At 43.0% G+C, this 25,350-nt stretch carries 20 protein-coding genes and 2 pseudogenes; 18 read left to right on the plus strand and 4 right to left on the minus strand.

Going from position 1 to position 25,350, the window contains the following annotated elements; genetic code table 11:
• The 8 genes from lgt (at position 1) to CZ434_RS20510 (ending at position 8,252) form a co-directional block, all read left to right on the plus strand.
• Entirely contained in the window at positions 1 to 828 is an 828-nt protein-coding gene (gene lgt, locus CZ434_RS20475; protein ID WP_077624818.1) for a prolipoprotein diacylglyceryl transferase, read from the plus strand.
• A gap of 17 nt (positions 829 to 845) precedes the next feature.
• Entirely contained in the window at positions 846 to 1,805 is a 960-nt protein-coding gene (locus CZ434_RS20480; RefSeq protein WP_077624819.1) for a nucleoside recognition domain-containing protein, read from the plus strand.
• Entirely contained in the window at positions 1,780 to 2,418 is a 639-nt protein-coding gene (gene ppaX, locus CZ434_RS20485) for a pyrophosphatase PpaX (RefSeq protein ID WP_077624820.1), read from the plus strand. Before CZ434_RS20480 ends, ppaX begins: the two co-directional genes overlap by 26 nt.
• 4 nt (positions 2,419 to 2,422) lie before the next feature.
• Positions 2,423 to 2,947 carry an acyltransferase gene (locus tag CZ434_RS20490; protein ID WP_077624821.1) on the plus strand — a complete coding sequence of 175 codons (525 nt, stop codon included), beginning with the start codon at positions 2,423 to 2,425 and terminating at the stop codon, positions 2,945 to 2,947.
• 625 nt (positions 2,948 to 3,572) lie between these two features.
• Positions 3,573 to 5,048, plus strand: a complete 1,476-nt coding sequence (gene glpK / locus CZ434_RS20495; protein WP_077625287.1) for a glycerol kinase GlpK — start codon at positions 3,573 to 3,575, stop codon at positions 5,046 to 5,048.
• A gap of 141 nt (positions 5,049 to 5,189) precedes the next feature.
• Positions 5,190 to 6,851, plus strand: a complete 1,662-nt coding sequence (locus tag CZ434_RS20500; RefSeq protein WP_077624822.1) for a glycerol-3-phosphate dehydrogenase/oxidase — start codon at positions 5,190 to 5,192, stop codon at positions 6,849 to 6,851.
• Positions 6,852 to 7,156: 305 nt separating this feature from the next.
• The gene (locus CZ434_RS20505; RefSeq protein WP_077624823.1) at positions 7,157 to 7,483 is read left to right on the plus strand and encodes a PadR family transcriptional regulator; all 327 of its coding nucleotides are present in this window, start codon (positions 7,157 to 7,159) and stop codon (positions 7,481 to 7,483) included.
• A gap of 4 nt (positions 7,484 to 7,487) precedes the next feature.
• Positions 7,488 to 8,252 carry an HAAS domain-containing protein gene (locus CZ434_RS20510; RefSeq protein ID WP_077624824.1) on the plus strand — a complete coding sequence of 255 codons (765 nt, stop codon included), beginning with the start codon at positions 7,488 to 7,490 and terminating at the stop codon, positions 8,250 to 8,252.
• A gap of 162 nt (positions 8,253 to 8,414) precedes the next feature.
• Here CZ434_RS20510 and CZ434_RS20515 read toward each other — a convergent pair whose 3' ends face one another.
• The 3 genes and pseudogenes from CZ434_RS20515 to CZ434_RS22565 form a co-directional block, all read right to left on the minus strand.
• Positions 8,415 to 9,329 carry a ketopantoate reductase family protein gene (locus tag CZ434_RS20515; RefSeq protein WP_077624825.1) on the minus strand — a complete coding sequence of 305 codons (915 nt, stop codon included), beginning with the start codon at positions 9,327 to 9,329 and terminating at the stop codon, positions 8,415 to 8,417.
• 446 nt (positions 9,330 to 9,775) lie between these two features.
• Positions 9,776 to 11,133, minus strand: a protein-coding gene (locus CZ434_RS21680; protein ID WP_095742943.1) for an IS3 family transposase whose coding sequence is annotated in 2 segments (ribosomal slippage) — positions 9,776 to 10,665 and positions 10,665 to 11,133 — 1,359 coding nt in all. Because the reading frame shifts where the segments join, the coding sequence is not laid out codon by codon here.
• Between the two features lie 493 nt (positions 11,134 to 11,626).
• Positions 11,627 to 12,810: pseudogene (locus tag CZ434_RS22565) on the minus strand (IS3 family transposase); the annotation flags it as partial.
• Positions 12,811 to 13,271: 461 nt separating this feature from the next.
• Between CZ434_RS22565 and CZ434_RS20540 the strand changes: the two are divergent.
• Positions 13,272 to 13,529: pseudogene (locus tag CZ434_RS20540) on the plus strand (phosphoenolpyruvate carboxykinase (ATP)); the annotation flags it as partial.
• Positions 13,530 to 13,539: 10 nt separating this feature from the next.
• Here the strand turns inward: CZ434_RS20540 and CZ434_RS21685 are convergent.
• Positions 13,540 to 14,927 (minus strand): IS3 family transposase gene (locus CZ434_RS21685; protein ID WP_425442086.1). Its coding sequence is split into 2 segments (ribosomal slippage): positions 13,540 to 14,474 and positions 14,474 to 14,927, totalling 1,389 coding nucleotides; the frame shifts between segments, so codons are not numbered across the junction.
• 774 nt (positions 14,928 to 15,701) lie between these two features.
• Here CZ434_RS21685 and CZ434_RS20555 point away from each other — a divergent pair.
• The 9 genes from CZ434_RS20555 to CZ434_RS20595 all read left to right on the plus strand — a co-directional run bounded on the left by CZ434_RS20555 (position 15,702) and on the right by CZ434_RS20595 (position 25,293).
• A complete protein-coding gene (locus CZ434_RS20555) occupies positions 15,702 to 17,216 on the plus strand; it encodes a class I adenylate-forming enzyme family protein (RefSeq protein ID WP_077624830.1) in 1,515 nt (504 codons plus the stop codon).
• A gap of 13 nt (positions 17,217 to 17,229) precedes the next feature.
• On the plus strand, positions 17,230 to 18,903 hold the full coding sequence (locus CZ434_RS20560) for an acyl-CoA dehydrogenase family protein (RefSeq protein WP_077624831.1): 1,674 nt from the start codon (positions 17,230 to 17,232) through the stop codon (positions 18,901 to 18,903).
• 211 nt (positions 18,904 to 19,114) lie between these two features.
• The gene (locus CZ434_RS20565) at positions 19,115 to 20,128 is read left to right on the plus strand and encodes a tetratricopeptide repeat protein (protein WP_077624832.1); all 1,014 of its coding nucleotides are present in this window, start codon (positions 19,115 to 19,117) and stop codon (positions 20,126 to 20,128) included.
• A 140-nt stretch (positions 20,129 to 20,268) separates the two neighbouring features.
• Positions 20,269 to 21,219 carry a thioredoxin-disulfide reductase gene (gene trxB, locus CZ434_RS20570; protein ID WP_077624833.1) on the plus strand — a complete coding sequence of 317 codons (951 nt, stop codon included), beginning with the start codon at positions 20,269 to 20,271 and terminating at the stop codon, positions 21,217 to 21,219.
• Between the two features lie 258 nt (positions 21,220 to 21,477).
• Complete coding sequence (locus tag CZ434_RS20575) at positions 21,478 to 21,975, plus strand: NUDIX hydrolase (protein WP_342745721.1); 498 nt, start codon at positions 21,478 to 21,480, stop codon at positions 21,973 to 21,975.
• Between the two features lie 80 nt (positions 21,976 to 22,055).
• Positions 22,056 to 22,943 (plus strand): RNase adapter RapZ, encoded by an 888-nt coding sequence (gene rapZ / locus CZ434_RS20580; RefSeq protein WP_077624834.1) that lies wholly within the window; start codon positions 22,056 to 22,058, stop codon positions 22,941 to 22,943.
• 3 nt (positions 22,944 to 22,946) lie between these two features.
• Positions 22,947 to 23,900 carry a gluconeogenesis factor YvcK family protein gene (locus CZ434_RS20585; protein WP_077624835.1) on the plus strand — a complete coding sequence of 318 codons (954 nt, stop codon included), beginning with the start codon at positions 22,947 to 22,949 and terminating at the stop codon, positions 23,898 to 23,900.
• A gap of 31 nt (positions 23,901 to 23,931) precedes the next feature.
• Entirely contained in the window at positions 23,932 to 24,879 is a 948-nt protein-coding gene (gene whiA, locus CZ434_RS20590) for a DNA-binding protein WhiA (RefSeq protein WP_077624836.1), read from the plus strand.
• A gap of 153 nt (positions 24,880 to 25,032) precedes the next feature.
• Positions 25,033 to 25,293: an HPr family phosphocarrier protein gene (locus CZ434_RS20595; RefSeq protein ID WP_077624837.1), complete on the plus strand. Its 261-nt coding sequence runs from the start codon at positions 25,033 to 25,035 to the stop codon at positions 25,291 to 25,293.
• The last annotated feature ends 57 nt before the right edge of the window (positions 25,294 to 25,350 follow it).

The raw sequence follows: 25,350 nt of genomic DNA on the forward strand, positions 1-25,350 counted from the left end.
GTGACTTGTAGTGCACCAGCCCTTGACCGGGTCTTTTTCGAATTGGGGCCACTTTCTGTTTATTGGTATGGCGTCATTATCGCCACAGGCGCATTCCTGGGATTATGGCTTGCCACAAGAGAAGCGGACCGTCTCGGGCTTAATAAGGATTTATTTGTCGACCTGGTCGTGTTTGCCATTCCGGTGGCCATCATCAGTGCCAGAATTTATTATGTGTTGTTTGAATGGGACCGTTATGTCGGCGGTCCTTGGTGGGATGTCTTCGCAATTTGGGAAGGCGGAATCGCCATCCATGGGGCTTTGATTGGATCGGTTATTACGGCTGTCATTTTTACGAGAGTCAAAAAAGTCTCATTTTGGCAGATTGCCGATATTGCTGCTCCAAGCATCATCCTGGGTCAGGCCATCGGCCGCTGGGGCAATTTCATGAACCAGGAAGCACACGGCGGTCCTGTATCTGAAACTGCCTATAATAATTTCATTCAATATCTCCCGGATTTCATAAACAACCAAATGTGCATCGGCGGAGTATTGTATCACCCGACTTTTTTGTATGAATCGGTTTGGAATATTCTCGGTTTAATCTTTTTGCTAGTGTTGCGCAGGTTCAATCCGAAACGCGGGGAAGTTTTCTTAAGTTACGTTATTTGGTATTCTGTCGGACGTTACTTTATCGAGGGCATGCGCACAGACAGTTTATACATCATCGGAAACTTGAGGACTGCCCAGGTCATCTCCATATTGCTTGTAGTGCTTGCGGTTGTTTTGATTATCTACCGCCGGAAAACAGGCATGGCAAATAGACGATATAACGGCAAAAAAGCCTGAAGAAAGAGGTGAGACACATGCTGGGAACGATACAACGGGGCTTTAAAGCTGGATTGGAGCTAACTTGGAAACTAGGGAAAGTCATCTTTCCTGTCACGTTAATTGTCACCATCCTTCGTTATACACCGGTTCTTCCATGGTTGATGGATTTGTTGACACCAATGATGAAATGGATAGGGCTTTCCGGAGAAGCTGCTGTGCCGCTAGTGCTTGGCAATCTCTTGAACCTCTATGCCGGTATCGGGGCGATTGTTTCCTTCGATTTCTCCGTAAAGGAAGTTTTCATCATGGCGATCATGATGTCTTTTTCACATAATTTGTTGATCGAATCCACCGTTGCTTCCAAAGTAGGGGTCAGCTGGTGGGTCGTCATTGGGGTACGGGTTTCGTTGGCACTCCTTTCAGCCGCACTGATCAATTGGCTGTGGAAGGGCGGAAGCGAAATGGCCGAATACGGCTTGATCAATAAAGCAGATCAAGTACCGGATGCCTGGACGGAAATAATCATACAAGGGTTGCAGACTGCCTTGATGGGAGTAGTCCAGCTTGCCTTGATCGTGCTGCCGTTGATGATTTTCATGCAATTCTTCCGGGAACTGGGCTGGATGGATAAGGTTTCAGATTGGCTGTCTCCATTCACCAAATTTCTCGGAATGGAAAAAAATGCATCGATGACCTTGGTGGCTGGTCTTGTTTTGGGGCTTGCTTATGGGGCAGGTCTGATGATTCAAGCAGTAGAAGAAGACGGAGTGTCCAAAAAAGATATGTATCTGGCATTGATTTTTCTTGTATCCTGCCACGCAGTCGTCGAGGATACGCTGGTCTTCATTCCGCTTGGTATACCAGTATGGCCTTTACTAGTCATTCGGCTGGTCACCGCCATACTTTTGACGGCTGCAATAGCCTTTGTCTGGAACAGGGCGGATGCACGGAAACGAAAGGAGCCTTTACATGAACATACAAACCATTCTTTTTGATCTTGACGGAACATTGATCGACACAAACGAGCTGATCATCGCTTCTTTCATACACACACTGAAAGAGCATGCGGACAGGGACTACACAAGGGAAGAAATCCTTGATTTTATCGGCCCGCCCCTTCGGGAAAGCTTTGTGAAAATTGACCCTGAACGGGCCGACGTGATGATGGAAACTTACCGTGAACATAATTTGAAAAATCATAATGCCTACGTGGCGGCCTATCCGACAGTCGTCGACACCTTAACACAACTAAAAGAGGCTGGTTACAAGCTAGGCATTGTCACGACGAAAATAAAAGGTACGGCCTTGATGGGACTGGAATTGACAGGGCTGGAAAGTTTGTTTGAAGTGGTCATCGGACTTGAGGATGTCACCAATGCAAAACCTCACCCTGAACCAATCATCAAAGCCTTGCAGCAGATAGGCGGAAAAGCCTCTGAATCTTTGATGGTCGGTGACAACTACCATGATATTGAAGCTGGACAGAACGCTGGAACACATACTGCCGGCGTCGCCTGGACTGTAAAAGGGCGTGAAACGCTTGAAGCATATAAGCCTGATTATATGCTGGAACAAATGAGTGACTTGTTGACCATCCTGAAGGTGTAAAGCAATGCGTAAAACGGAGCGGTATCAGGTCGAAGAAGCAAATTCGCTTTGGCATATATATAAGACGGTTCCATTTTGGAAGGTCGTCAAAAACTTTGCCGTAATCCAAATTGCCCGGTACACACCATGGTTATCGGTGAAAAACTGGCTTTATCGTACCTTTTTGCGGATGGAGGTCGGAGATAAGACGGCCTTCGCCCTGATGGTGATGCTTGATATCATGTTTCCCGAAAAGATAGCTGTCGGTAAAAATACGGTTATCGGCTATAACACGACCATCCTCGCCCATGAGTATTTAATCAAAGAATACCGGCTGGGCAGGGTGGCGATCGGGGATGATGTGATGATCGGTGCCAACACGACAATCCTTCCGGGAGTGACGATCGGAGACGGTGCCATCGTTTCTGCCGGCACCCTCGTACACCAAGACGTCCCGCCAGGAGTATTTGCCGGCGGAAACCCGATGAAGGTAATCTACACCAAAGAAGAAATGGACAAACGAAACCAACAAGATCCGTTTTTCCAATGATCTTTAAAGATTCACTTTGAGAGGAACTGCGACATAGTAAGTTCATTCTAGGGAGACTTCCTCTCGTTCTGATTAAAATGAGTGGTATGACTTCGCTGCGTCAGAACACGCTTTCCATGGGCACGGCCTCAGCCTCCTCATCAGCAAAGTACGCTTCTTGCGGGGTCTTCGTGTTCTGCCTTCGCTGTTAGGGGCTTTCTGAATTTTGATTAGGAATATCTCAAGTTAGACATACTTTAGGATCACTTATCACTTTATCAGATATCTATCTTAAGCGGAGAAAAAATGCGAGACTCCAGTGGGAAAGGAACAGTCTGAAGACCCCGCAGGTGGCGCTTTTTGCCAGCGAGGAGGCTGAAGCGTTCCCCACGGAAAGCGAGTATTTTTCCGCAGCGCTGGCCTGCCACTCAATCCGAAAAGGATGGTAGGAAGTGACATAAAAGTTATGTCGCAGTATATAGATAATGCGCCAAAGCGGTGATTCATAAAACCTTTATTAACATACGAAGCCCTCTGACTTGTTTAGGGGGCTTTCTTTTTTTACACTTTAAATAGGATAATTTGTTAACGCTGCCATTTTCATCACTTTATGGACTAGGAGGAAAGTTAAGTGGAAAAATACATTATGGCCATCGATCAAGGTACCACCAGTTCAAGGGCAATCATTTTCAATCATAAAGGGGAGATAGTCGAGACGGCTCAAAGGGAATTTGAACAATTTTTCCAGAAATCGGGCTGGGTCGAGCATGATGCCAATGAAATTTGGACATCTGTCATCTCCTGCATTGCAGAAGTATTGAGAAAGTCAGACATAGAACCAAATCAAATCGCCGCAATCGGAATCACCAATCAACGGGAAACAACCGTTGTTTGGGATAAAAATACCGGAAAACCGATATACAAAGCAATCGTTTGGCAGTCCAGGCAGACAGCCGACATTTGCAGCCAACTGGAAAAAGAAGGCCATGCCGAGACATTCCGCAGCAAAACCGGCCTGTTGATCGATCCGTATTTCTCAGGGACAAAAGTGAAATGGATCCTTGACCATGTAGACGGAGCAAGGGAGAAAGCGGATAACGGGGAGCTTTTATTCGGCACCATTGATACATGGCTCATTTATAAGTTATCAGGCGGTAAAGCCCATGTCACCGACTATTCCAATGCCTCCAGGACCCTGATGTTCAACATTCATGAATTAAAATGGGATGATGACCTGTTATCGATATTAGACGTTCCGAAAAGCATGCTGCCTGAGGTACGTGATTCATCGGCAGAATATGCGAAAACAGTGGATTATCACTTCTTTGGTCATGAAATCCCGATTGCTGGGGCAGCAGGAGATCAGCATGCCGCTCTGTTCGGACAGGCTTGCTTCCAGGAAGGAATGGCTAAGAATACGTATGGTACTGGATGTTTTGTGGTGATGAATACCGGTGAAAAAGCGGTTGAATCGAAACATGGTCTATTGACGACTTTGGCTTGGGGAATAGACGGGAAAGTCGAATATGCACTCGAGGGAAGCATTTTCGTCGCTGGGTCGGCCATTCAATGGCTGCGGGACGGGTTGAAAATTATCGAAGACTCCTCTCAAAGTGAGTATTTGGCTGATAGAGTCAAAGATGCCGAAGGGGTTTATATGGTACCCGCATTCGTCGGTCTTGGTACCCCATATTGGGACAGCGACGCACGTGGAGCGATGTTCGGCCTGACCAGAGGGACGACGAAAGAGCATATCATCAGGGCGACGCTTGATTCACTGGCATTTCAGACAAAAGACGTCGTCGATGCGATGATTGCAGATTCCGGAATAGATTTAAAATCGCTGCGAGTGGATGGCGGAGCAGTAAAAAATAACTTGCTTATGCAGTTCCAAAGCGACATCCTGGGTGTCGCAGTCGAACGACCGGAAGTGAACGAAACAACAGCCCTTGGGGCCGCTTACCTTGCTGGACTTGCAGTAGGTTATTGGGAGAGCAAAGAGGAGCTGAAAACCCACTGGAAGCTTGAACGAAAATTCGAACCAAAAATGGATGAACAGGCAAAAGAAAAACACTACGATGGATGGAAGAAAGCGGTCGAAGCGACAAGGACATTTAAATAATAGATAGAGGGCAGCCGGTTTCAGGCTGCACCGTAAGATTATGATTGTAGATTCAATCCCGTTCCTTACATGAAGTTTCCGTTTTTAGGGTAAAGAATAAAAGGATTCTATAAAAAGCTGAAAACGAAGAGGTGTCGGAAGATGGTTGCATTTTCAAATCTTAACAGGGAAGAGATATTCGAAGAACTGACGCATACATCGCTTGACTTATTGGTTATAGGAGGCGGAATCACCGGATCTGGCATCGCTCTTGATGCAGCCAGCAGGGGAATTAAAACGGGACTGGTAGAGATGCAGGATTTTGCAGCGGGTACTTCAAGCCGTTCCACCAAACTCGTCCATGGCGGTCTTCGCTACTTAAAACAATTTGAAGTGAAAATGGTAGCAGAAGTAGGGAAGGAACGGGCGATTGTCTATGAAAATGGGCCCCATGTCACCACGCCAGAATGGATGATGCTTCCGTTCCATGAAGGAGGCACGTTCGGACCTTTTACCACCAGCCTGGGGCTGAGAGTATATGACTTTTTGGCAGGTGTGAAGAAAAGTGAGAGAAGGTCGATGTTCTCTGCTGCTGAAGCTTTGCAAAGAGAGCCGCTTGTTAAAAGAAAAGGGTTGAAGGGTGCAGGTTTTTATGTCGAATACAAGACAGATGATGCCAGGCTCACACTCGAGGTATTGAAAAAAGCGGTGGAATATGGTGCAAGAGCAGTAAATTACACAAAAGTAACAGACTTTATTTATGATGAGAAAGGCAAATTGGCCGGTGTAGTCGTGAAAGAAGAGAAAACGGGAAAGACACACCAGATTTATGCTAAAAAGATCATCAATGCCGCCGGGCCATGGGTCGATACGCTTCGCGAAAAGGATGGCTCCAACAAAGGGAAAAGACTTCTGTTGACCAAAGGTGTACACCTGGTTTTCGACCAGGAAAAATTCCCGTTGACCCAGGCTGTTTATTTCGATGCACCGGATGACCGGATGATATTCGCCATACCGAGGGAAGGCAAAACATATGTAGGGACAACAGATACCGCTTATGAGGGAGAAATCGCCCATCCGACGATGACAGTCGAAGATCGGGACTACCTGCTTAATGCGATTCATTATATGTTTCCGGAAATATCAGTCGGCGCCGAAGATGTCGAGTCCAGCTGGGCCGGTTTGCGTCCATTGATCGCTGAAGAGGGGAAAAAACCGGGAGAGATTTCCCGTAAAGATGAAATTTTCATTTCTAAATCCGGTTTGATTTCAATGGCTGGCGGAAAGTTGACTGGATATCGAAAAATGGCGGAAAACGTGGTAGATATGATTGTGGAAGATTTTAAACAGGAACAAGGTATCCTGTATTCTGAATCGGAAACCAAACATCTACCGGTATCAGGCGGAGAAGTCGGTGGAGCAAAAGGGTTTGCTACTTATCGAAAGCAAAAGATAGAAGAGGGGACAGCTCTTGGAATGACACCGGAAGAAGCAGATTATCTGGTCAGGACATATGGCTCCAATGTAAATAAACTGTTCGATGCATATGCCGATCTGCAAAACGAAGCAGCAGAAGCGGGGTTGGATCCGTATTTATTTTCCCAATTGTATTATGCCTTACATCACGAGATGGTCTATAAACCGGTAGACTTCTTCGTAAGGCGGACTGGAGCACTCTTTTTCCAAATCGAAACCGTGCGCCAGAACAAACAGGCTGTGACTGGTTATATGGAAAAGGTCCTGCATTGGACTGAGGAACAGAGAGAGACTTTCATAAAAGAAATAGACCAGCTTCTTCATGAGGCGGTACATCCGGCAGTGTAAAAAAAAGCTGACCCATAACGGTTACAGCTTCGGTTTGGTAGTTCGTAATAACACTCTAACAGGCAGCCCATCTCTATAGCTAAATTGGGCTTTTTGTTATTTTTGATATAGAAATCAAGGTGGAAAATTGTTCAAATAAAGAGTCAGAAGAGTTTAACAAAGTTGGCAAAAACCTATTGACTATATTATGGTATTTGATAATATATAAACTATATTGCATAACAAGCTAGTTGTTGTGCTTCCTTTTTTTGTACAACTATATTGCATAACAAGTTAGTTAAAGTTCCTTAAAAGGAGTGAATTTAGTGTCTTCAAGTCAAATATTAAAAGGGATATTAGAAGGATGCCTTCTGTCAATTATTGCCAAAGGGGAAACCTATGGATATGAAATGATGGAGAGACTCTATTCCTACGGATTTACAATGGTAAGCGAAGGAAGTATCTACCCTCTATTACTTCGTATGAAAAAAGAAGGGTTAGTTGTAACCAGTCAAAAAGCACTTCCTTCAGGTGGTCCGAAACGAAAATATTATTCATTGACGGAAAAAGGAATAGAAGAATTAGAAGTATTTAAAGAAAGATGGTTTGAGATTTCGAAGAGTGTAGAACTTTTATTGGGGAAGGAAGGTTAATATAATGCACATATCAAAACAAAGCAAAGAATTTTTGGAAAATTTGAGATTGTACTTGTTCTCAAGCGGAAAAAATGAAGAGGAAATTGAGGGGATTATCGGAGAATTGAAAGACCACTTATCTGTAGCAGAAGCAAAGGGCAAAGGTGTAGAAGATATTATTGGTGGAACTCCTAAAGAATATATGGAACAAATTGCGGGTGAAATGTCATTTGATTTAAAAAGTTGGCTAAAATACATTCCAATTCTTATTGTTGGTCTTTTTGCTTATGATTTATTAGGAAATGCCATCCGTGGCGGAATAGAGTACTCATTGTTGGAATTGGGTGGGAATTTATTTATCCTATTATTGTTTTTATCACTCACGTTAGTTATTTTTAAGTATGTCGCAAGTAAGGAGTTATCTAAAACAAAGGAATATCTATTATTTGCAATTCTTGGCTTCAGCCCTATTAGTTTGTTTTTTGGATTAATTTATTTGGATAGATACTATGAAACTCCTACTGTAGAATTTAGTGATACTGGTAATATTATTGCTATTATTGTTGCGATAGTAGTATTTATAGGAATATCAATCTGGAGTAAAACTTGGGTTTCTATTATTCTTCCATTAATTTTATTTTTACCAGAGTTTATTATGAACCTCACTAACTTAAAAGAGGAACTAAAATTATCAATTTCGGGAATTGTTATTCCACTATGCATTGGTATTTACTTTTTTATAGCAATGAAAATAGAAAAAAATAAAGGTGAAAAGAATGGTAATTAATAGTAAGATTATGAATTCTTACCCTTAAACTAAAGGGGGCTTTACTTGAATAAAAGGTCATTTAATTCGTAACAAAAGGAGTTTGGTTTCCAAACTCCTTTTAATATGCCAGTTTTTGTGTTTGTACTCCAAAACCGAACTCGTCACCATAACGGTGGCGTGTCATTGATTCTCATAAGGTTTGATCAATGCATAAATAGTCTCTGTATATGGAAGAGTCATGCCAACCGCATCGGCAAGCCTCAAAGCACCGCCATGCAGATGTTCCACTTCCAATGTCAGGCGTTTTCTCCTGTCTTGATGCATGGAAGAGGTGGCTTCGTCTCCCAAACTCTTCAAATTTTCCACGGCATGGTTGATATGGTCGTCTGTCAGCTCGATTCCGTGCTTATTCGCCAGATCTTTCATTTCCTTTAATACCAACTCTGCTATTCTAAAAGTTTCTTGGTGTTTTCTGATTTCCCCGATTGGAAGATTCGCAGCGGCAGTTATTCCGGAGAAAGCATTGATGAACATATACTTGTTCCACATCGCTTCATTTATCTGAAGAGAAAGGTTTGCCTGGAAATTCGCCCTTTCGGAAACGGAAAGCAATTGTTCACATAATTCTCTTTGTGAAGAATCCAATGGTCCAAACACCAAATCATGGAATTTGCTTGAATGGAGAACACCGCCATTATCATCCAAAGTAGCGATGATAAAGGAAAGTCCTCCAAGGACGTTTTCTTTCCCCAATCTTGTTTGTAACGTCGAAATGTGCTCGACCCCATTCAAAATTGGCAGCACTTTGGCCCCTTTGGCAACCAGTTCTTCCAATGATTCCAATGTCCCTTCGAGATGATATCCTTTCACAGACAACAACACCAGATCAGGATTCTCGATTTCCTCCACTTTCTGTGCGATTTTCGGATTATCTATCGAATAGTCACCCTGTTCGTTATGTATGTACAATCCGGATTCTTCCATTTTCCGGGCGCGTTTTTCCCGGACTAGGAACGTGACATTTTGTCCGGCTTCCTCCCATCGGGCACCAAAATAAGCACCCAGCGCACCGGCGCCCAAGATTACGATATTCATGCCTTACGCCTCCTCTTTTCATTACCTTATTAAAGGACCATTCACTTTCCAATTAATCTTAACATAGCTGAATATCCAGATATAGAAATGCAAAGGAGAATTCAGAAAAGTGCAGAATAAGATATGTATGCGTGTTTACTGAAGAAACAACTACCTATAAACAGAGGAGGTTGTGGCCCAAAAGCATTCGACTCTGTAAAAAATACCGAGCAGGAGGATTTCAATTTCAAATCTCAGATTTCATCTAGAATTTTGTTAAACAAGCAGCATTACAGTTGAGGGAAACTGCGACATAGTGACAATTCTATTTTTTGAAGCTTATTCTTGTTCTGATTTTGTTAAGCTTATGTACTCGCTGCGGCAGAACACTTCGCTTTCCGCGGGCACGGCCTCAGCCTCCTCATCAGCAAAGATGAAGTGACCCCGAAAAGTTGGACAGATTTTGGTTAAGCGGCTTGTTGGTATAGAGTTCGATATTCGATCGGACTCTTGCCTTTTAATTTGGTTTTTATCCGTTTTTGATTATAGTAATCCATGTATTCTTCCAGTTCCTTTTTAAATTGCTCGATGCTTTCGAATTCATTTAAGTAAAGAAATTCAGATTTCATAATGCCAAAGAAATTCTCGATAACGGCGTTGTCATAACAGTTTCCTTTTCGTGACATACTCTGTGTGATGCCTCGCTCCTTTAAAGCATCCCGGTACTGTTTCATTTGGTAATGCCAGCCTTGATCCGAGTGGATCAATAGTTCATCCCTATCCTTCAAGCGTTCAAAAGATTTTTCTAACATCTCTGAGACTAGGGAGTAAGTTGGACGTGAACCAATGGTGTAGGTGATAATTTCGCCATTGAATAAATCCAGAACGGGAGATAGGTAAAGTTTCTCTCCTAGTAATTTAAATTCTGTAATATCGGTAACCCATTTCTCATTTGGTTTGTCTGCTTGGAAGTTCCGTTCCAGGATATTTGGAGCGGTTTTGCCAACTTTGCCTTTGTATGATCGGTACTTCTTCATGCGGACGATGCTTTTCAAACCTAACTCTTTCATTAATCGCTGCACTTTTTTGTGGTTCACCTTATGTCCTTTATTTTCTAACTCATCTTGAATACGGCGATAGCCATAACGCCCTTTATGTTCATGATAAATGGACTGAATCAACGTTTTTAATTCGGCATCTTTGTCAGGGCAGTCAAATGTGCTCACCCAGTAATAATACGTACTGCGAGGGATATCTGCCAGCTTTAAAAGTTCTTTCACCGAGAATTCGCCCCTTAGTTCATAGACTACTTTCGCTTTGTCTTGTTTGGTGATTTTTCCTTGTTTTGAACTAAGGCTCTCAACTTTTTTAAATAGGCATTCTCCATACGCAAATATTCCAGTTCTTTCTGCATTTCCTCTACAGAGTGCTTATCTGGTTGGTCATTCTTGGAATTTTTCTTTTGGGAAGTCATACGGGAATTCCCCTTTCCGGTTGGTTTAAGGGCATCGAATCCGCCAGTCTCCCACTTTTTCTTCCACCTCCGGACCATGGAAGAGTCCGGAATATGGAAGAGCGCCGATGCCTCTCGAATTGAATAATTTTTCTCTTCGATAAACTGAATTACTTTCAGTTTAAAGGCAGGCGTGTAGTTTGTATAGGGAAATAGAAAAGCAGTATCTCCATGGTATTCGTATAATTTGACCCAATAACGTAAGGAAGAGTTATCAATCCCCAATTCTTTCGCTAGGTCCCGGTAACTAATCCTTTCGTTTAGATAACGCTGCACAGCAAAATGTTTTTCCAACACGGAAAACTTTCTCATTTAGGTACCTCCTATTGTCAGATGATGTGTCCAACAATAGGGGTGCAGTGCACCTTTTTGCTGATGAGGAGGCTGAGGCCGTGCCCGCGGAAAGCGAAGTGTTCTGCCGTAGCGAGTACATAAGATTAACTAAAATCAGAACAAGAATAAGCTTCAAAGAATAGAATTGTCACTAGTTCGTAGTTTGTCTCAACTGTAAACCGAAGGACACTGTATTTAAATGGGTTTTGTTAAAGAAATGATTTGGCGATGAAACTTTTACATATTTATCACGTAAAGTAAGAATGGGAGTTCACCGAAAGCAGGTAGCGGATGAAAGTTACAGGGAAAAGAAGAAAGAGGCCTGTTTTTTTGAGCCTTTGACGAGAAAGAATTGTTTAGGAAGGGAGATGGAATGAATGAAAAGAACCGTAGAAATTGTGTTGACAGTGATAGGATCACTCATGTTTTTATTGTTCACAGCTATGGGAGCAGTGCTGATCGGGCTGAAGGACAATGCAGAATTAAAACAGTTGATGGAAGATGCAGCAGCACAGGAGCCAGAATTATCAGTCGNTTCCTTTAAAGCATCCCGGTACTGTTTCATTTGGTAATGCCAGCCTTGATCCGAGTGGATCAATAGTTCATCCCTATCCTTCAAGCGTTCAAAAGATTTTTCTAACATCTCTGAGACTAGGGAGTAAGTTGGACGTGAACCAATGGTGTAGGTGATAATTTCGCCATTGAATAAATCCAGAACGGGAGATAGGTAAAGTTTCTCTCCTAGTAATTTAAATTCTGTAATATCGGTAACCCATTTCTCATTTGGTTTGTCTGCTTGGAAGTTCCGTTCCAGGATATTTGGAGCGGTTTTGCCAACTTTGCCTTTGTATGATCGGTACTTCTTCATGCGGACGATGCTTTTCAAACCTAACTCTTTCATTAATCGCTGCACTTTTTTGTGGTTCACCTTATGTCCTTTATTTTCTAACTCATCTTGAATACGGCGATAGCCATAACGCCCTTTATGTTCATGATAAATGGACTGAATCAACGTTTTTAATTCGGCATCTTTGTCAGGGCAGTCAAATGTGCTCACCCAGTAATAATACGTACTGCGAGGGATATCTGCCAGCTTTAAAAGTTCTTTCACCGAGAATTCGCCCCTTAGTTCATAGACTACTTTCGCTTTGTCTTGTTTGGTGATTTTTCCTTGTTTTGAACTAAGGCTCTCAACTTTTTTAAATAGGCATTCTCCATACGCAAATATTCCAGTTCTTTCTGCATTTCCTCTACAGAGTGCTTATCTGATTGGTCATTCTTGGAATTTTTCTTTTGGGAAGTCATACGGGAATTCCCCTTTCCGGTTGGTTTAAGGGCATCGAATCCGCCAGTCTCCCACTTTTTCTTCCACCTCCGGACCATGGAAGAGTCCGGAATATGGAAGAGCGCCGATGCCTCTCGAATTGAATAATTTTTCTCTTCGATAAACTGAATTACTTTCAGTTTAAAGGCAGGCGTGTAGTTTGTATAGGGAAATAGAAAAGCAGTATCTCCATGGTATTCGTATAATTTGACCCAATAACGTAAGGAAGAGTTATCAATCCCCAATTCTTTCGCTAGGTCCCGGTAGCTAATCCTTTCGTTTAGATAACGCTGCACAGCAAAATGTTTTTCCAACACGGAAAACTTTCTCATTTAGGTACCTCCTATTGTCAGATGATGTGTCCAACAATAGGGGTGCAGTGCATTTTCCCGAGGAGGCTGAAGCGTTCCCCACGGAAAGCGAGTGTTTTTCCGCAGCGCTGGACTACTACTCAATCAGAAAAGGATGGTAGGAAGTCACGTTTGGTGAAGCTAGTTATGTCGCAGTTTATGGTTTTGCGAAACATCTTCCTTCTGGAAAAGGCATATTTATCATTTTCATTCTATAAGGTTGTTCCCGTATATACCCCCGAAACAAACACTCTTTTTCACATATATAAATAGTAAGTTGTAACTATGAATTAATCGATAGACAAGTATGTTGCAATTGGTTATTTGTGTTATACTAATCACACATTCAGCCATCATGTCTTCGGCACAAACTCTAACATTGTAAAGGATGTGGAAGAATGGGCAAAATAGAGGAGAAGAATTTCCAAAAGAAGCTTTTAAGTATGAGCAATCGACAAGAGAACTTATCTGCGGAGGCACTAGAACATAAGATATTAAAGAGAAACGAGGGAATTCTAACCTCCACTGGAGCCGTATGTGTGTCGACAGGTAAATACACCGGACGCTCCCCTAACGACAAATTCATCGTAGATGAGGAACCACATTCCAGCCAAATCAACTGGGGGTCTGTCAATAAACCCTTCAGTAAAGGGAATTTTGATTTACTCTATAAAAAAGTTGTACAGCATTTACAGAAGAAAGATGAATTTTTTATTTTTGACGGATTGGCAGGTGCCGATCAACANCGGCTTGTTGGTATAGAGTTCGATATTCGATCGGACTCTTGCCTTTTAATTTGGTCTTTATCCGTTTTTGATTATAGTAATCCATGTATTCTTCCAGTTCCTTTTTAAATTGCTCGATGCTTTCGAATTCATTTAAGTAAAGAAATTCAGATTTCATAATGCCAAAGAAATTCTCGATAACGGCGTTGTCATAACAGTTTCCTTTTCGTGACATACTCTGTGTGATGCCTCGTTCCTTTAAAGCATCCCGGTACTGTTTCATTTGGTAATGCCAGCCTTGATCCGAGTGGATCAATAGTTCATCCCTATCCTTCAAGCGTTCAAAAGATTTTTCTAACATCTCTGAGACTAGGGAGTAAGTTGGACGTGAACCAATGGTGTAGGTGATAATTTCGCCATTGAATAAATCCAGAACGGGAGATAGGTAAAGTTTCTCTCCTAGTAATTTAAATTCTGTAATATCGGTAACCCATTTCTCATTTGGTTTGTCTGCTTGGAAGTTCCGTTCCAGGATATTTGGAGCGGTTTTGCCAACTTTGCCTTTGTATGATCGGTACTTCTTCATGCGGACGATGCTTTTCAAACCTAACTCTTTCATTAATCGCTGCACTTTTTTGTGGTTCACCTTATGTCCTTTATTTTCTAACTCATCTTGAATACGGCGATAGCCATAACGCCCTTTATGTTCATGATAAATGGACTGAATCAACGTTTTTAATTCGGCATCTTTGTCAGGGCAGTCAAATGTGCTCACCCAGTAATAATACGTACTGCGAGGGATATCTGCCAGCTTTAAAAGTTCTTTCACCGAGAATTCGCCCCTTAGTTCATAGACTACTTTCGCTTTGTCTTGTTTGGTGATTTTTCCTTGTTTTGAACTAAGGCTCTCAACTTTTTTAAATAGGCATTCTCCATACGCAAATATTCCAGTTCTTTCTGCATTTCCTCTACAGAGTGCTTATCTGGTTGGTCATTCTTGGAATTTTTCTTTTGGGAAGTCATACGGGAATTCCCCTTTCCGGTTGGTTTAAGGGCATCGAATCCGCCAGTCTCCCACTTTTTCTTCCACCTCCGGACCATGGAAGAGTCCGGAATATGGAAGAGCGCCGATGCCTCTCGAATTGAATAATTTTTCTCTTCGATAAACTGAATTACTTTCAGTTTAAAGGCAGGCGTGTAGTTTGTATAGGGAAATAGAAAAGCAGTATCTCCATGGTATTCGTATAATTTGACCCAATAACGTAAGGAAGAGTCATCAATCCCCAATTCTTTCGCTAGGTCCCGGTAACTAATCCTTTCGTTTAGATATCGCTGTACAGCAAAATGTTTTTCCAACACGGAAAACTTTTTCATTTAGGTACCTCCTATTGTCAGATGATGTGTCCAACAATAGGGGGGCAGTGCAAGAACGCTTCTTGCGGGGTCTTCGGACTCGTGGGACTGCGTTTACTCGCCCCATCGAAGACCTTTCGCTGTTCCCACAGGAGTCTGCGTGTTCTGCCTTCGCTGTTAGGGATTTTCTGAATTTTGATGTTAGGAATACCGATTTTAACGAAATTATAGGTTTCATCTCAATTAATCAAAAATCTATTTTAGGCAAGGGTAATTATTTACGCTCCTAGAATATGTAGTTCAATTTTTTTGCTTGCCGTATAAATTGATGGATGCCTTTTAAAATATTGGATTTCGGAAATTAGGGAATGCTGTTCCACAAGAGTCTCAGGGTTCTGACCTAGCCGGTAAAAGTTTTCTCCATTTTTGTAGGGAGAACCTTGATAGACACATTGCAGGATCACTTCTCACTTAATCAGAAAACTATACCAAGCGGAGGAAAAATGCGAGACTCCTTGAAAATAAAGTTCGATTTTCTGCGTGCGGTGTAAATTCATCGAGGCCTTTTCAAAATCCTGTGGGAAAGGAACAGTCTGAAGACCCCGCAGGGCGCTTTTCCCGAGGAAGCTGAAGCGTTCCCCACGGAAAGCGAGAATTTTTCCGCAGTGCTGGACTACAACTCAATCCAAAAAGGATGGAAGAAAGTCCAGTTAAGTGAAGTTAGTTATGTCACAGTTTATGGTTCTTGTGCAATAGTTTCAAATAGACCTAATCCTAAAAGGAGAGTGAAATGGAATGAATATTCCTAACTTGCTTGCACACCAGTCAAGGAAATACCCGGACAAAGAAGGGATTGTCACTCCGTATGAACGCGTAACCTATAAAGAGTGGGATGACAAGGTTAATCAACTTGCATCAAGCCTGATCGAGATTGGGTTAGAGAAAGGCGATAAAGTCGTCCTGCATATGCCGAACACCAAAGAGTTTCTGTTCTGCTATTTCGCTGTGCAAAGAACCGGTGCAATAATCGTACCGATAAATGCCAAACTTGTTCAACAAGAGATCTCTTACATACTGGACCACAGCGACGCTAAAATTTTCATCACCCATGAGCTCCTCTTTGACCAGGTCAAAGACATGCCGGAAAGAGCAGGAGTATTGTTCATAAAAACAGGAAGACAATCGGGAAAATGGCATTCCTTTGAACAATTGCTGATGGAAGGTTCCACTGCCGAAATCTCCTGCCCGCTTACAGACGATGACGAGGCCGCACTCTTATATACTTCGGGCACGACCGGAGATCCAAAAGGTGTCGTGTTCACCTACCGGAATATTTTGACGGTGGCCACGATGATGTGCATTGAAATGACAATGAATACGCAGAGCAGGATTCTTCATATGATGCCACTCAGCCATTCAGCACCCCTCCATTTATTTATGGTGGCGGGCACATATGTGGGAGCAACGCATGTAGTAGTGCCAACATTCAACCCAGAACTGTTTTTGGAAACGGTGGAAAGAGAGAGGACCACCCATTTCTTTGGGGCACCTGTCGCTTATCTTGCTGCTGCTAAGCACCCAAAGATACGGGAATATGACTTACGTTCGATGGAATATTGGGTTTATGGCGGGGCACCGCTTGGAAAACAGGAAGTAGAGTATATCCAACAATCTTTCGGTACGGACAGACTCATGTGTGTATATGGACTGACAGAGGCGGGTCCGTCGGGTACCTTGCTTGGATTCGAAGAACATCGGGAGAAAGCGGGCAGTGTCGGCAAAAGGGCGGCATTGAATTGTGAATTAAAACTTGTCGATGACAAAGGTATTGAGGTTCCGGTTGGAACTGTCGGCGAAATCGTCCTGAGAGGGGAAGGAAATATGAAACGTTATTACAAGGACGAGGAGAAAACAGCCGAAGTATTAAAGGGCGGATGGGTCCACACAGGCGATATGGCCAGGCAGGATGAGGACGGTTATTACTGGGTAGTCGATCGCAAAAAGGACATGATTATATCCGGCGGGGTCAATATTTATCCGAAGGAAATAGAAGATGAATTGGCGATGCACCCTTCGATAAGTGAAGTTGCTGTGGTCGGGGTTCCTAATCCCGATTGGGGTGAGACGGTAAAAGCCTTCATTGTCCTTAATCAGGATATCGAAAATCTGGATGAAGAATGCCGCGATTTTCTGCAGGGAAAAGTGGCCGAGTATAAGCTGCCCCGTATTTTCGAAAAAGTGGACTCATTACCGAGAAATGCTACAGGTAAACTACTGAAAAATCATTTGCGGCAAACAACTCAAGCTTGAGGAGGCTTGGATCATGTCGAATTTTTATGAACAAGACCCTAATTTACAGGAAATCCTGGAAAGCATGATGTCTGAGGAGTTTTATAAGTGGGCTGATCAAGAATTGAAGGAATTTGGCAAACTATGTGCCGGACCGGTCGATGAACGGGCTGTCCAAACCGACAGAGAAGGAGCTCCCCGTTTAATCCGCTACGATCGGATGGGGGAAGAGGTATCGGAGGTTTGGTTGAACGAGGGATACAAACAGACGATAGCCGATGTTTACAAAACAGGGATCGTCGGCTATATTCATAAATCGATTCCAACACTTGGACATAAAGGCGGCTATCTATATTCATTTGCGCAAGGGTATTTGCTGTCTCACGCAGAACCCGGCTTTTACTGCCCAGTGACGTTGACCATGGCGACGGCATATTTGATAGACCATTACGCAGATAAGGAGCTTAAAGACCGATATCTTCCGCACGTACTGGCGACGGGGGACAGGGAACTATACGAAGGCGCCACTTTTTTGACAGAGCGGCAAGGCGGTTCAGATGTTGGTGCAAATCAAGTGAAGGCAGTAAAGGAGGGCGACCATTACATTCTTCATGGAGAGAAGTATTTTGCCAGTAATGCAGGTGCATGCGGTGTAGCCATGGTACTGGCACGTCAGGATGGTGCACCTGATGGAACGAGAGGTCTCAGTTTGTTCTTGGTCCCATGGGAAGAAAACCGCAGCAATAAACGGCTCAGGATCAGGCGTTTGAAAGATAAGCTTGGTGTGAGAGCGGTCCCGTCGGCAGAAGTGGAGTTCGAAGGTACGACAGCTTATTTGGTGGGTGAAGCGGACAGGGGCTTCTATTACATGATGGAAGCATTGAATCTCTCTCGAGTTTGCAATGCTGCAGCTTCGCTCGGTATCATGCGTAGAGCATTTCTTGAAGCAAGAGATTATGCAAATGCCCGCAAGGCGTTCGGGAAAAGGCTAAACGAGTATCCGATGGTTCGGGAGACTTTGACCAGCTTGGCTGTCAAACAAGAAACGGAAACCAATGCATTGTTTTCCGTTATCGAGTTATTCGACAAAGTAATGGCTGTCGACAGCAAGGCAAGTCAACAGGAGAAAATTCTGTTGCGCCTCTTCATAGCAATCATGAAAAAAGAAACTGCAGAACAAGCCATCGCTTTCTCGCACCAGGCCATCGAGCTGCATGGCGGCAATGGGTATATAGAAGATTTTGTCACACCAAGGCTTTTAAGAGACGCGCAAGTGCTAACGGTTTGGGAAGGGACTGCCAATATTCTTGGCCTGGAAGTTCTCAGGCTCATCCATAATTATCAAGCGGACAAGTTGTTTCTCGATGAAATGAATAGAAGATTGGAAAATCTAGCTGGTGACCCGAGCAGCTATTGTCGGCAGCTGCTACAATCTAAATTGGAAGAGTTAGCTGTTTTCATTGGCGACATCAAACAGTTGGATAAGCATTTGCAAACCTATTACAGTAAGAGAATCGCAGAAAAGATGGCGGTTATATTCGAAAGTGTCATTGCTTTGGAGAAGGCGGAGGACGGTCAGGAGAGAAAACAGGCCATTGCCGAGATATATGTGGAAAAGGCATTCGGCCCAGAAAAAGTGGAATCAGATCCATTGCCAAATCGATATTTTGAATTAATAGTCGGTGCCCGTAACCCTGTAACTGCCTGACCTTGCTGGTGACAGCGGGTTCTTTTTTTTGGTCATTTAATTTGCGCCTTGATACAACTTTTCCACTGTCCCCTATATAATACCTCTAAGAAATGTGATATACTTCAAACGATATACACAGGTTACTAAGCTTGTAGAGTGAAAGTTATTTTCGTTGGAAGCTTACTGCCCGAACTTATCTTTATTAATTTAGGAACATAGGGGGAGACTCATGACTACTTCGCAAGGTGTAAATGTACAGCCAAAAATGGATAAAGTCATCCCTTTTATCCCTGAGGGCGATTTTTATTTTACGAAGGGTGTAGAAGCTTTTCAAAAAAGAAAATTTGATATCGCAATCAAATGGTTGAAAAAAGCAGTTGAAACTTCACCGGATGAGGCTTTGTTTAAATGCCAGATTTCGATTGTTTATACGGAAATAGGTGCTTATCATCTGGCAAATCAAATCCTTACAGAGGTGCTTGCTGACCATGGCGACGATTATATTGATTGTTATTACCTGATAGCCAACAATTATGCGCACTTAGGTTTACTGCAGGATGCCAAAAAATATACAGAGTCATACCTGGAAAAAGCTCCGGATGGAGATTTCCACGATGAAGCTATCGATTTACTGGGCTTTATAGATATAGAAGATGATGACGAGGATTGGACGTTTGAAGAAGAAGATGAATTGTTGATTTTACAGGAAACGGCCTTTTATCATCTCGAGCGGGAAGAATGGGAGGAAGCTTTGCCGATTTTAGAGGAATTGATGTCGTTGTTCCCGGAGCATATGCCGGCAAAGCACGAATACAGTATGGCATTGTTTTTCTCCGACAGCCAAACAGAAGCAATCAGGCTGGAAAAGCAGTGGTTGAAAAAAAGTCCTCAATCGCTTTACGGACATACTAATTTGGCAGTTTTTCATCATTACTTGGGAAACCTGGAGAAAAGCCAAAAGCATCTTGATGCACTCACGAACGTTTATCCCATCCATGAACAGCAAAAGCTGAAAATTGCCAGTACATTAGCGAAAACAGGCCGCTATGAAGAAGCAGCAGCCCGTTTTGCTATGCTGTCAAAATCCCAGCTGAAAGGCCACACAACATACTTCAGATGGTACAGCATTGCTGCCTACCATACAGGCAACCCCGACAAAGCGTTGTCCTTGTGGGAAGAAGGGTGTAAACGTCATCCCCACATGAGCGATTTTGAAGGGCCTTGGATACACTTCGGCAATTAAAATCATACTATAGATATAAAAGGACTCTCAGACTTCGTCAATGTTGTTGAGCAGAATATTAGACCTTCATGGTAAATCATATGATAATGTTGATGATAACCTAACTAAACTTAACGAGCTGTAGAAAAGGGGCTGATCAAATGGCCGAAGAAAGAATTTATGATGTTATTATAGCCGGGGCGGGGCCGGCAGGAATGACTGCTGCTGTGTACACTTCCCGGGCTGACTTGGATACATTGATGCTTGAACGGGGAATTCCCGGCGGGCAAATGGCTAATACCGAAGATGTAGAAAATTACCCTGGTTACGATCATATACTCGGACCGGACCTATCCACCAAAATGTTCGACCATGCGAAAAAATTCGGGGCCGAATATGCATATGGTGATATCAAAGAAGTCATCGATGGCAAAGAATATAAGACTGTCATTGCCGGAAATAAAGAATTCAAAACACGAGCTTTAATTATCACCACAGGTGCCCAATACAAAAAACTGGGAATACCGGGAGAAGAAGAACTAGGCGGCCGCGGAGTATCTTACTGTGCAGTATGTGACGGTGCCTTCTTTAAAGGAAAGGAACTCTTCGTGGTCGGCGGTGGAGACTCTGCCGTAGAGGAAGGGGTTTACTTGACCCGTTTTGCCAGCAAAGTGACAATCGTGCATCGTCGTGACACTTTGAGAGCACAAAAAATCTTGCAACAGCGTGCTTTTGACAATGAAAAAATCGACTTTATCTGGGATACAACAGTCAAGACGATTAATGGCAAGGATGGAAAAGTCGGCAGCGTAACCCTTCATAACCAACTGACGGACGAAGAATACGATAAAGATATCGATGGTGTGTTCATTTATATCGGAATGGTACCGTTAAGCGATCCGTTCAAATCATTGGGAATCACCAATGAACAAGGATATATCCCGACGAACGAAAAAATGGAAACGAACGTTCCAGGCGTTTTTGCAGCCGGAGATATCCGTGAAAAAGAATTACGCCAAATCGTTACAGCGACAGGGGATGGAAGTATCGCTGCCCAATCTGCCCAAGCTTATATCGAGAACTTGGTGGAAGAATTAAAAGCAGTTAAATAATTAGGACTACTCGAACGTAAATACAATTTAACCCTGTTGTAACACGCACGAAACATTTGCGGGGTATAATATAAATAACTAATTGACCCCCTTTTAATAATAGAATTTTTTGCACAGGTGGATGTTGTTGTCCCCTGTGTCTTTTTTTGGGCAAAAACAGGCCAATGCTTTCACTTTCCATGGTTTCCCTTTCAGGGGTATATTGTGGGATATGTTTCATACGGTGTATAATGGGAAGAGATGCCCGCGGGTAGATTGATGATTGATCTTTTCCCGGAAAGAGGTGATTTTTTGCGAAGAGTGACCAACTGCATATTAAAGAAAAATAATCATATATTACTGCTGAAAAAACCAAGACGGGGATGGTACGCTATGCCTGGAGGCAAGATGGAACAAGGTGAATCCATCAAAGAGTCCGCAATGAGGGAATTTTGGGAAGAAACCGGACTGCATTTGATAAATCCCGACATGAGAGGAGCATTTACCTTTCTTGTCCAAGAGGATGGAAACGTAACGCTTGAATGGATGATGTTCACTTTTTTCTGCGAAGATTATAATGGCACACTTCTGGCGGAAAGTCCTGAGGGAATATTGGAATGGGTGGCTATGGAAGACTTGCCGCACAAACAAATGGCTGAAGGGGACCGTCATATTCTCCGTCATATTTTGAACAGTGAGGACATTGTGTACGGAAGGTTTAATTATTCACCGGAATATGAATTGATTGACCTTGAACTCGATCCGCCGAGCCCGTAATGGACCGTTCGAAAAGAGATGAAACGTCAGGTAGTGGTTCGTTTCATTTACATGGTTGAGATTAAAAGGGGAGATATATTGTGGCCAACAAAAACCAGGAAACAAAACTAGTAATAATAACAGGGATGTCAGGTGCCGGTAAAACTGTCGCGGTCCAAAGCTTTGAAGATTTGGGATACTATTGTGTGGATAATCTTCCTCCAACCCTGCTTCCGAAGTTTTTGGAACTTATGAAGGATTCTTCGAACAACATTCAAAAAGTAGCGGTCGTGATGGATTTACGGGGAAGAGAGTTCTTCGATACTTTATTCGACGCTTTAGATGCCTTGGCAAAAGAGGACGACTGGCTGCAAGACCATATTTTGTTCCTGGATGCGAAAGATCAGGCACTTGTTTCCAGATATAAAGAGACAAGGCGAACACACCCGCTTGCCCCGGAAGGCCTTCCACTCGAAGGTATCGAACAAGAGCGCCGCATCCTCGATGAATTAAGAGGACGGGCGCAGAATATTATTGATACGAGCAATCTGAAGCCTAAAGAGCTTCGCGAACAAATAGTGGAAAATTATGCAGAACATGAACAGGAAGTCTTCTCGGTGCATATGGTTTCATTCGGCTTTAAATACGGACTCCCGATTGATGCCGATCTTGTATTCGATGTAAGGTTCCTTCCAAATCCACATTATGTGGAGCATATGCGCCCGCTGACAGGTTTGAACACTGAGGTCTCTTCCTACGTGTTCAAATGGTCTGACACGCAGAAGTTCTTGGAGAAAATCACCGATTTACTGGAGTTCATGCTTCCGCAGTACAAGAAAGAAGGAAAAAGCCAGCTTGTTGTGGCTATTGGCTGTACGGGAGGTCAGCACCGTTCGGTAGCACTGTCAGAACATCTCGCTAAGAAATTTTCCGCTGAATATATTACACATGTCAGCCATCGTGATATTGATAAAAGAAAGGGACATTAATTCATGACTCAAGATAAAAAGCCACATGTAGTGGTAGTCGGAGGCGGAACAGGCATGCCGGTATTGTTGAGAGGATTGAAGGATTATCCTATCGATCTGTCGGCGATTGTGACAGTGGCTGATGACGGTGGCAGTTCCGGCCGTCTCAGAACCGAAATGTCCATTCCCGCCCCTGGTGATATAAGAAACGTAATTGCAGCTTTGTCCGATGCGGAGCCAATGCTTTTGGATCTTTTCCAACACCGTTTCGCTAATGGAAATGGTTTGTCGGGACATGCTATGGGTAATCTGCTTCTGGCGGCAATGACCTCTGTTACAGGCGATTTTTATAACGGAATTAAAGAAATTTCCCGGGTTTTGAATGTTAAGGGCAGAATTTATCCGATTGCAAACCAGAACATGTACTTGCACGCCGAGATGGAAGATGGAGAGATCATTTCAGGAGAATCCAACATACCGCTTGCGAATAAACAGATAAAGCGGGTGTTTTTAAGTCCGGAACCAGTAATGCCTCTTCCGGAAGCTGTAACAGCCATAGAGGAAGCAGATTTAGTAATTGTGGCACCTGGAAGTCTCTATACGAGTACACTTCCTAATATGATTGTTCCTCAAATAGGCGATGCCCTCCGGAAGACCAAAGGAAAGGTCGTATATGTGTGTAATGTGATGACTCAATATGGAGAAACATCCCAATACACTGCTGCCGATCATGTTCAAGCAATTACCGATCATATCGGAGAGGGATGCATTCACTCGATAATTGTACATAATCGTCCGATTGAAGGCGATGTGCGCGAGTTGTATGCAGAAGAAAATGCCGCTCCGGTGATTTATGATATTGAACGTCTGAGTGACATGGGGCTGGAAATTATCGAAGGAGATATCATCGACCATTCGAAAAAAATGCTCCGTCATGATACTGCAAAAGTAGCCAAATTGCTTTATTCGCTTATTTAATGAAAGTGATGTTGTCAGGGGGGTGAGAAAGTTGTCATTTGCGTCAGAAATAAAAAAAGAATTAACAAAAGTCACGCATGAAAATTGCTGTGCACAGGCAGAACTGGCAGCGTTGATACGGATGAACGGAGCCGTCTCCTTATCAAGCCAGCAGTACATTTTGGATGTACAGACCGAAAATGCGGCAATCGCCAGAAGAATTTATACATTGACGAAGTCTCTATACTCGTACCCGGTAGAATTGCTTGTCCGGAAGAAGATGAAACTGAAAAAGAACAATGTCTATATTGTGAGGATGAAAGAAGGGGCCAGGATGTTTCTTACTGATTTGGACATTCTGACCGGACCGTTTACTTTTAATCATCATATTTCCGAAAAGTTTACGGCAAAAACGTGCTGCAGGAGGGCATATCTCCGTGGTGCATTTTTAGCTGGAGGTTCTGTAAACAATCCGGAGACGTCTTCCTATCATTTGGAAATCTACAATTTCCACAAGGAGCATAACGATGCTTTGTGTGAATTGATGAATACATTTGAACTGCGTGCAAGAAAGCTTGAAAGAAAAAAAGGGTACATCACTTATATAAAAGAAGCAGAGAAAATCACGGAGTTCCTGACCAATATAGGAGCACACCAGGCATTGTTTAAATTCGAGGATATCCGGATCGTAAGAGATATGAGAAACTCGGTCAACCGTCTGGTCAATTGTGAAACAGCCAATCTGAATAAAACTATCGGTGCGGCTTTCCGACAAGTGGAAAATATAAAATTTATAGATAAAACAGTAGGCTTGCAAGCTCTCCCGGACAAGTTACAGGAGGTAGCGGCGTTGAGAGTCCAGCATCAGGAAGTTTCGTTGAAGGAACTTGGAGAACTGGTTTCCACAGGAAAAATCAGTAAGTCTGGAATCAATCACCGCCTGCGTAAAATTGACGAATTCGCAGAGAAATTAAGACAGGGAACCCCAGTTGGAAAATAAAGGTTTCTTTATCGATTAGTGTGTGCTATAATACTGCTAATCAGAACCATTTAGCGAGTGATTTAGGTTTAAGCTCTCTTGAAAATAAGAGAGTATTTTTTTAACATTTAATGATAGCGCTTTCTTTTTGAGGGCGTGAGAGGTGGATGGAATATGAAAGAAAAGTCAATGACAATTGAATTGATTTCGGGACTTCAGGCCCGTCCTGCTGCACAATTCGTGCAAAAAGCCAACCAATTTGATTCAGACGTATTTATAGAAAAAGAGGGCAGACGCGTCAATGCCAAGAGCATTATGGGACTGATGAGCCTTGCGATCGCCACAGGAGAAGAAATAAATATCATTGTCGATGGGAGAGATGAAGAAGCAGCAATAAAGGAACTGACAGACTTTGTAACACCCGCACGTGCTTAGGCTGTAAAGAATACGGAAAGACATGAATGAAGCCTTCCTGATAAGAAGGCTTTTTTT

Origin of the sequence: Sediminibacillus massiliensis (genome assembly GCF_900156915.1) — a bacterium.
In the GTDB taxonomy this organism is placed as follows: Bacteria; Bacillota; Bacilli; order Bacillales; family Amphibacillaceae; genus Sediminibacillus_A; species Sediminibacillus_A massiliensis.

Excerpts from the sequence above, each read along its gene's own strand:
- CZ434_RS20480 (WP_077624819.1), top strand. The coding sequence starts at position 846 with ATGCTGGGAACGATACAACGGGGCTTTAAAGCTGGATTGGAGCTAACT.
- ppaX (WP_077624820.1), top strand. The coding sequence starts at position 1,780 with ATGAACATACAAACCATTCTTTTTGATCTTGACGGAACATTGATCGAC.
- CZ434_RS20490 (WP_077624821.1), top strand. The coding sequence starts at position 2,423 with ATGCGTAAAACGGAGCGGTATCAGGTCGAAGAAGCAAATTCGCTTTGG.
- glpK (WP_077625287.1), top strand. The coding sequence starts at position 3,573 with ATGGCCATCGATCAAGGTACCACCAGTTCAAGGGCAATCATTTTCAAT.
- CZ434_RS20500 (WP_077624822.1), top strand. The coding sequence starts at position 5,190 with ATGGTTGCATTTTCAAATCTTAACAGGGAAGAGATATTCGAAGAACTG.
- CZ434_RS20510 (WP_077624824.1), top strand. The coding sequence starts at position 7,488 with ATGCACATATCAAAACAAAGCAAAGAATTTTTGGAAAATTTGAGATTG.
- CZ434_RS20515 (WP_077624825.1), bottom strand. The coding sequence starts at position 9,329 with ATGAATATCGTAATCTTGGGCGCCGGTGCGCTGGGTGCTTATTTTGGT.
- CZ434_RS20555 (WP_077624830.1), top strand. The coding sequence starts at position 15,702 with ATGAATATTCCTAACTTGCTTGCACACCAGTCAAGGAAATACCCGGAC.
- CZ434_RS20560 (WP_077624831.1), top strand. The coding sequence starts at position 17,230 with ATGTCGAATTTTTATGAACAAGACCCTAATTTACAGGAAATCCTGGAA.
- CZ434_RS20565 (WP_077624832.1), top strand. The coding sequence starts at position 19,115 with ATGACTACTTCGCAAGGTGTAAATGTACAGCCAAAAATGGATAAAGTC.
- trxB (WP_077624833.1), top strand. The coding sequence starts at position 20,269 with ATGGCCGAAGAAAGAATTTATGATGTTATTATAGCCGGGGCGGGGCCG.
- CZ434_RS20575 (WP_342745721.1), top strand. The coding sequence starts at position 21,478 with ATGATTGATCTTTTCCCGGAAAGAGGTGATTTTTTGCGAAGAGTGACC.
- CZ434_RS20585 (WP_077624835.1), top strand. The coding sequence starts at position 22,947 with ATGACTCAAGATAAAAAGCCACATGTAGTGGTAGTCGGAGGCGGAACA.
- CZ434_RS20595 (WP_077624837.1), top strand. The coding sequence starts at position 25,033 with ATGAAAGAAAAGTCAATGACAATTGAATTGATTTCGGGACTTCAGGCC.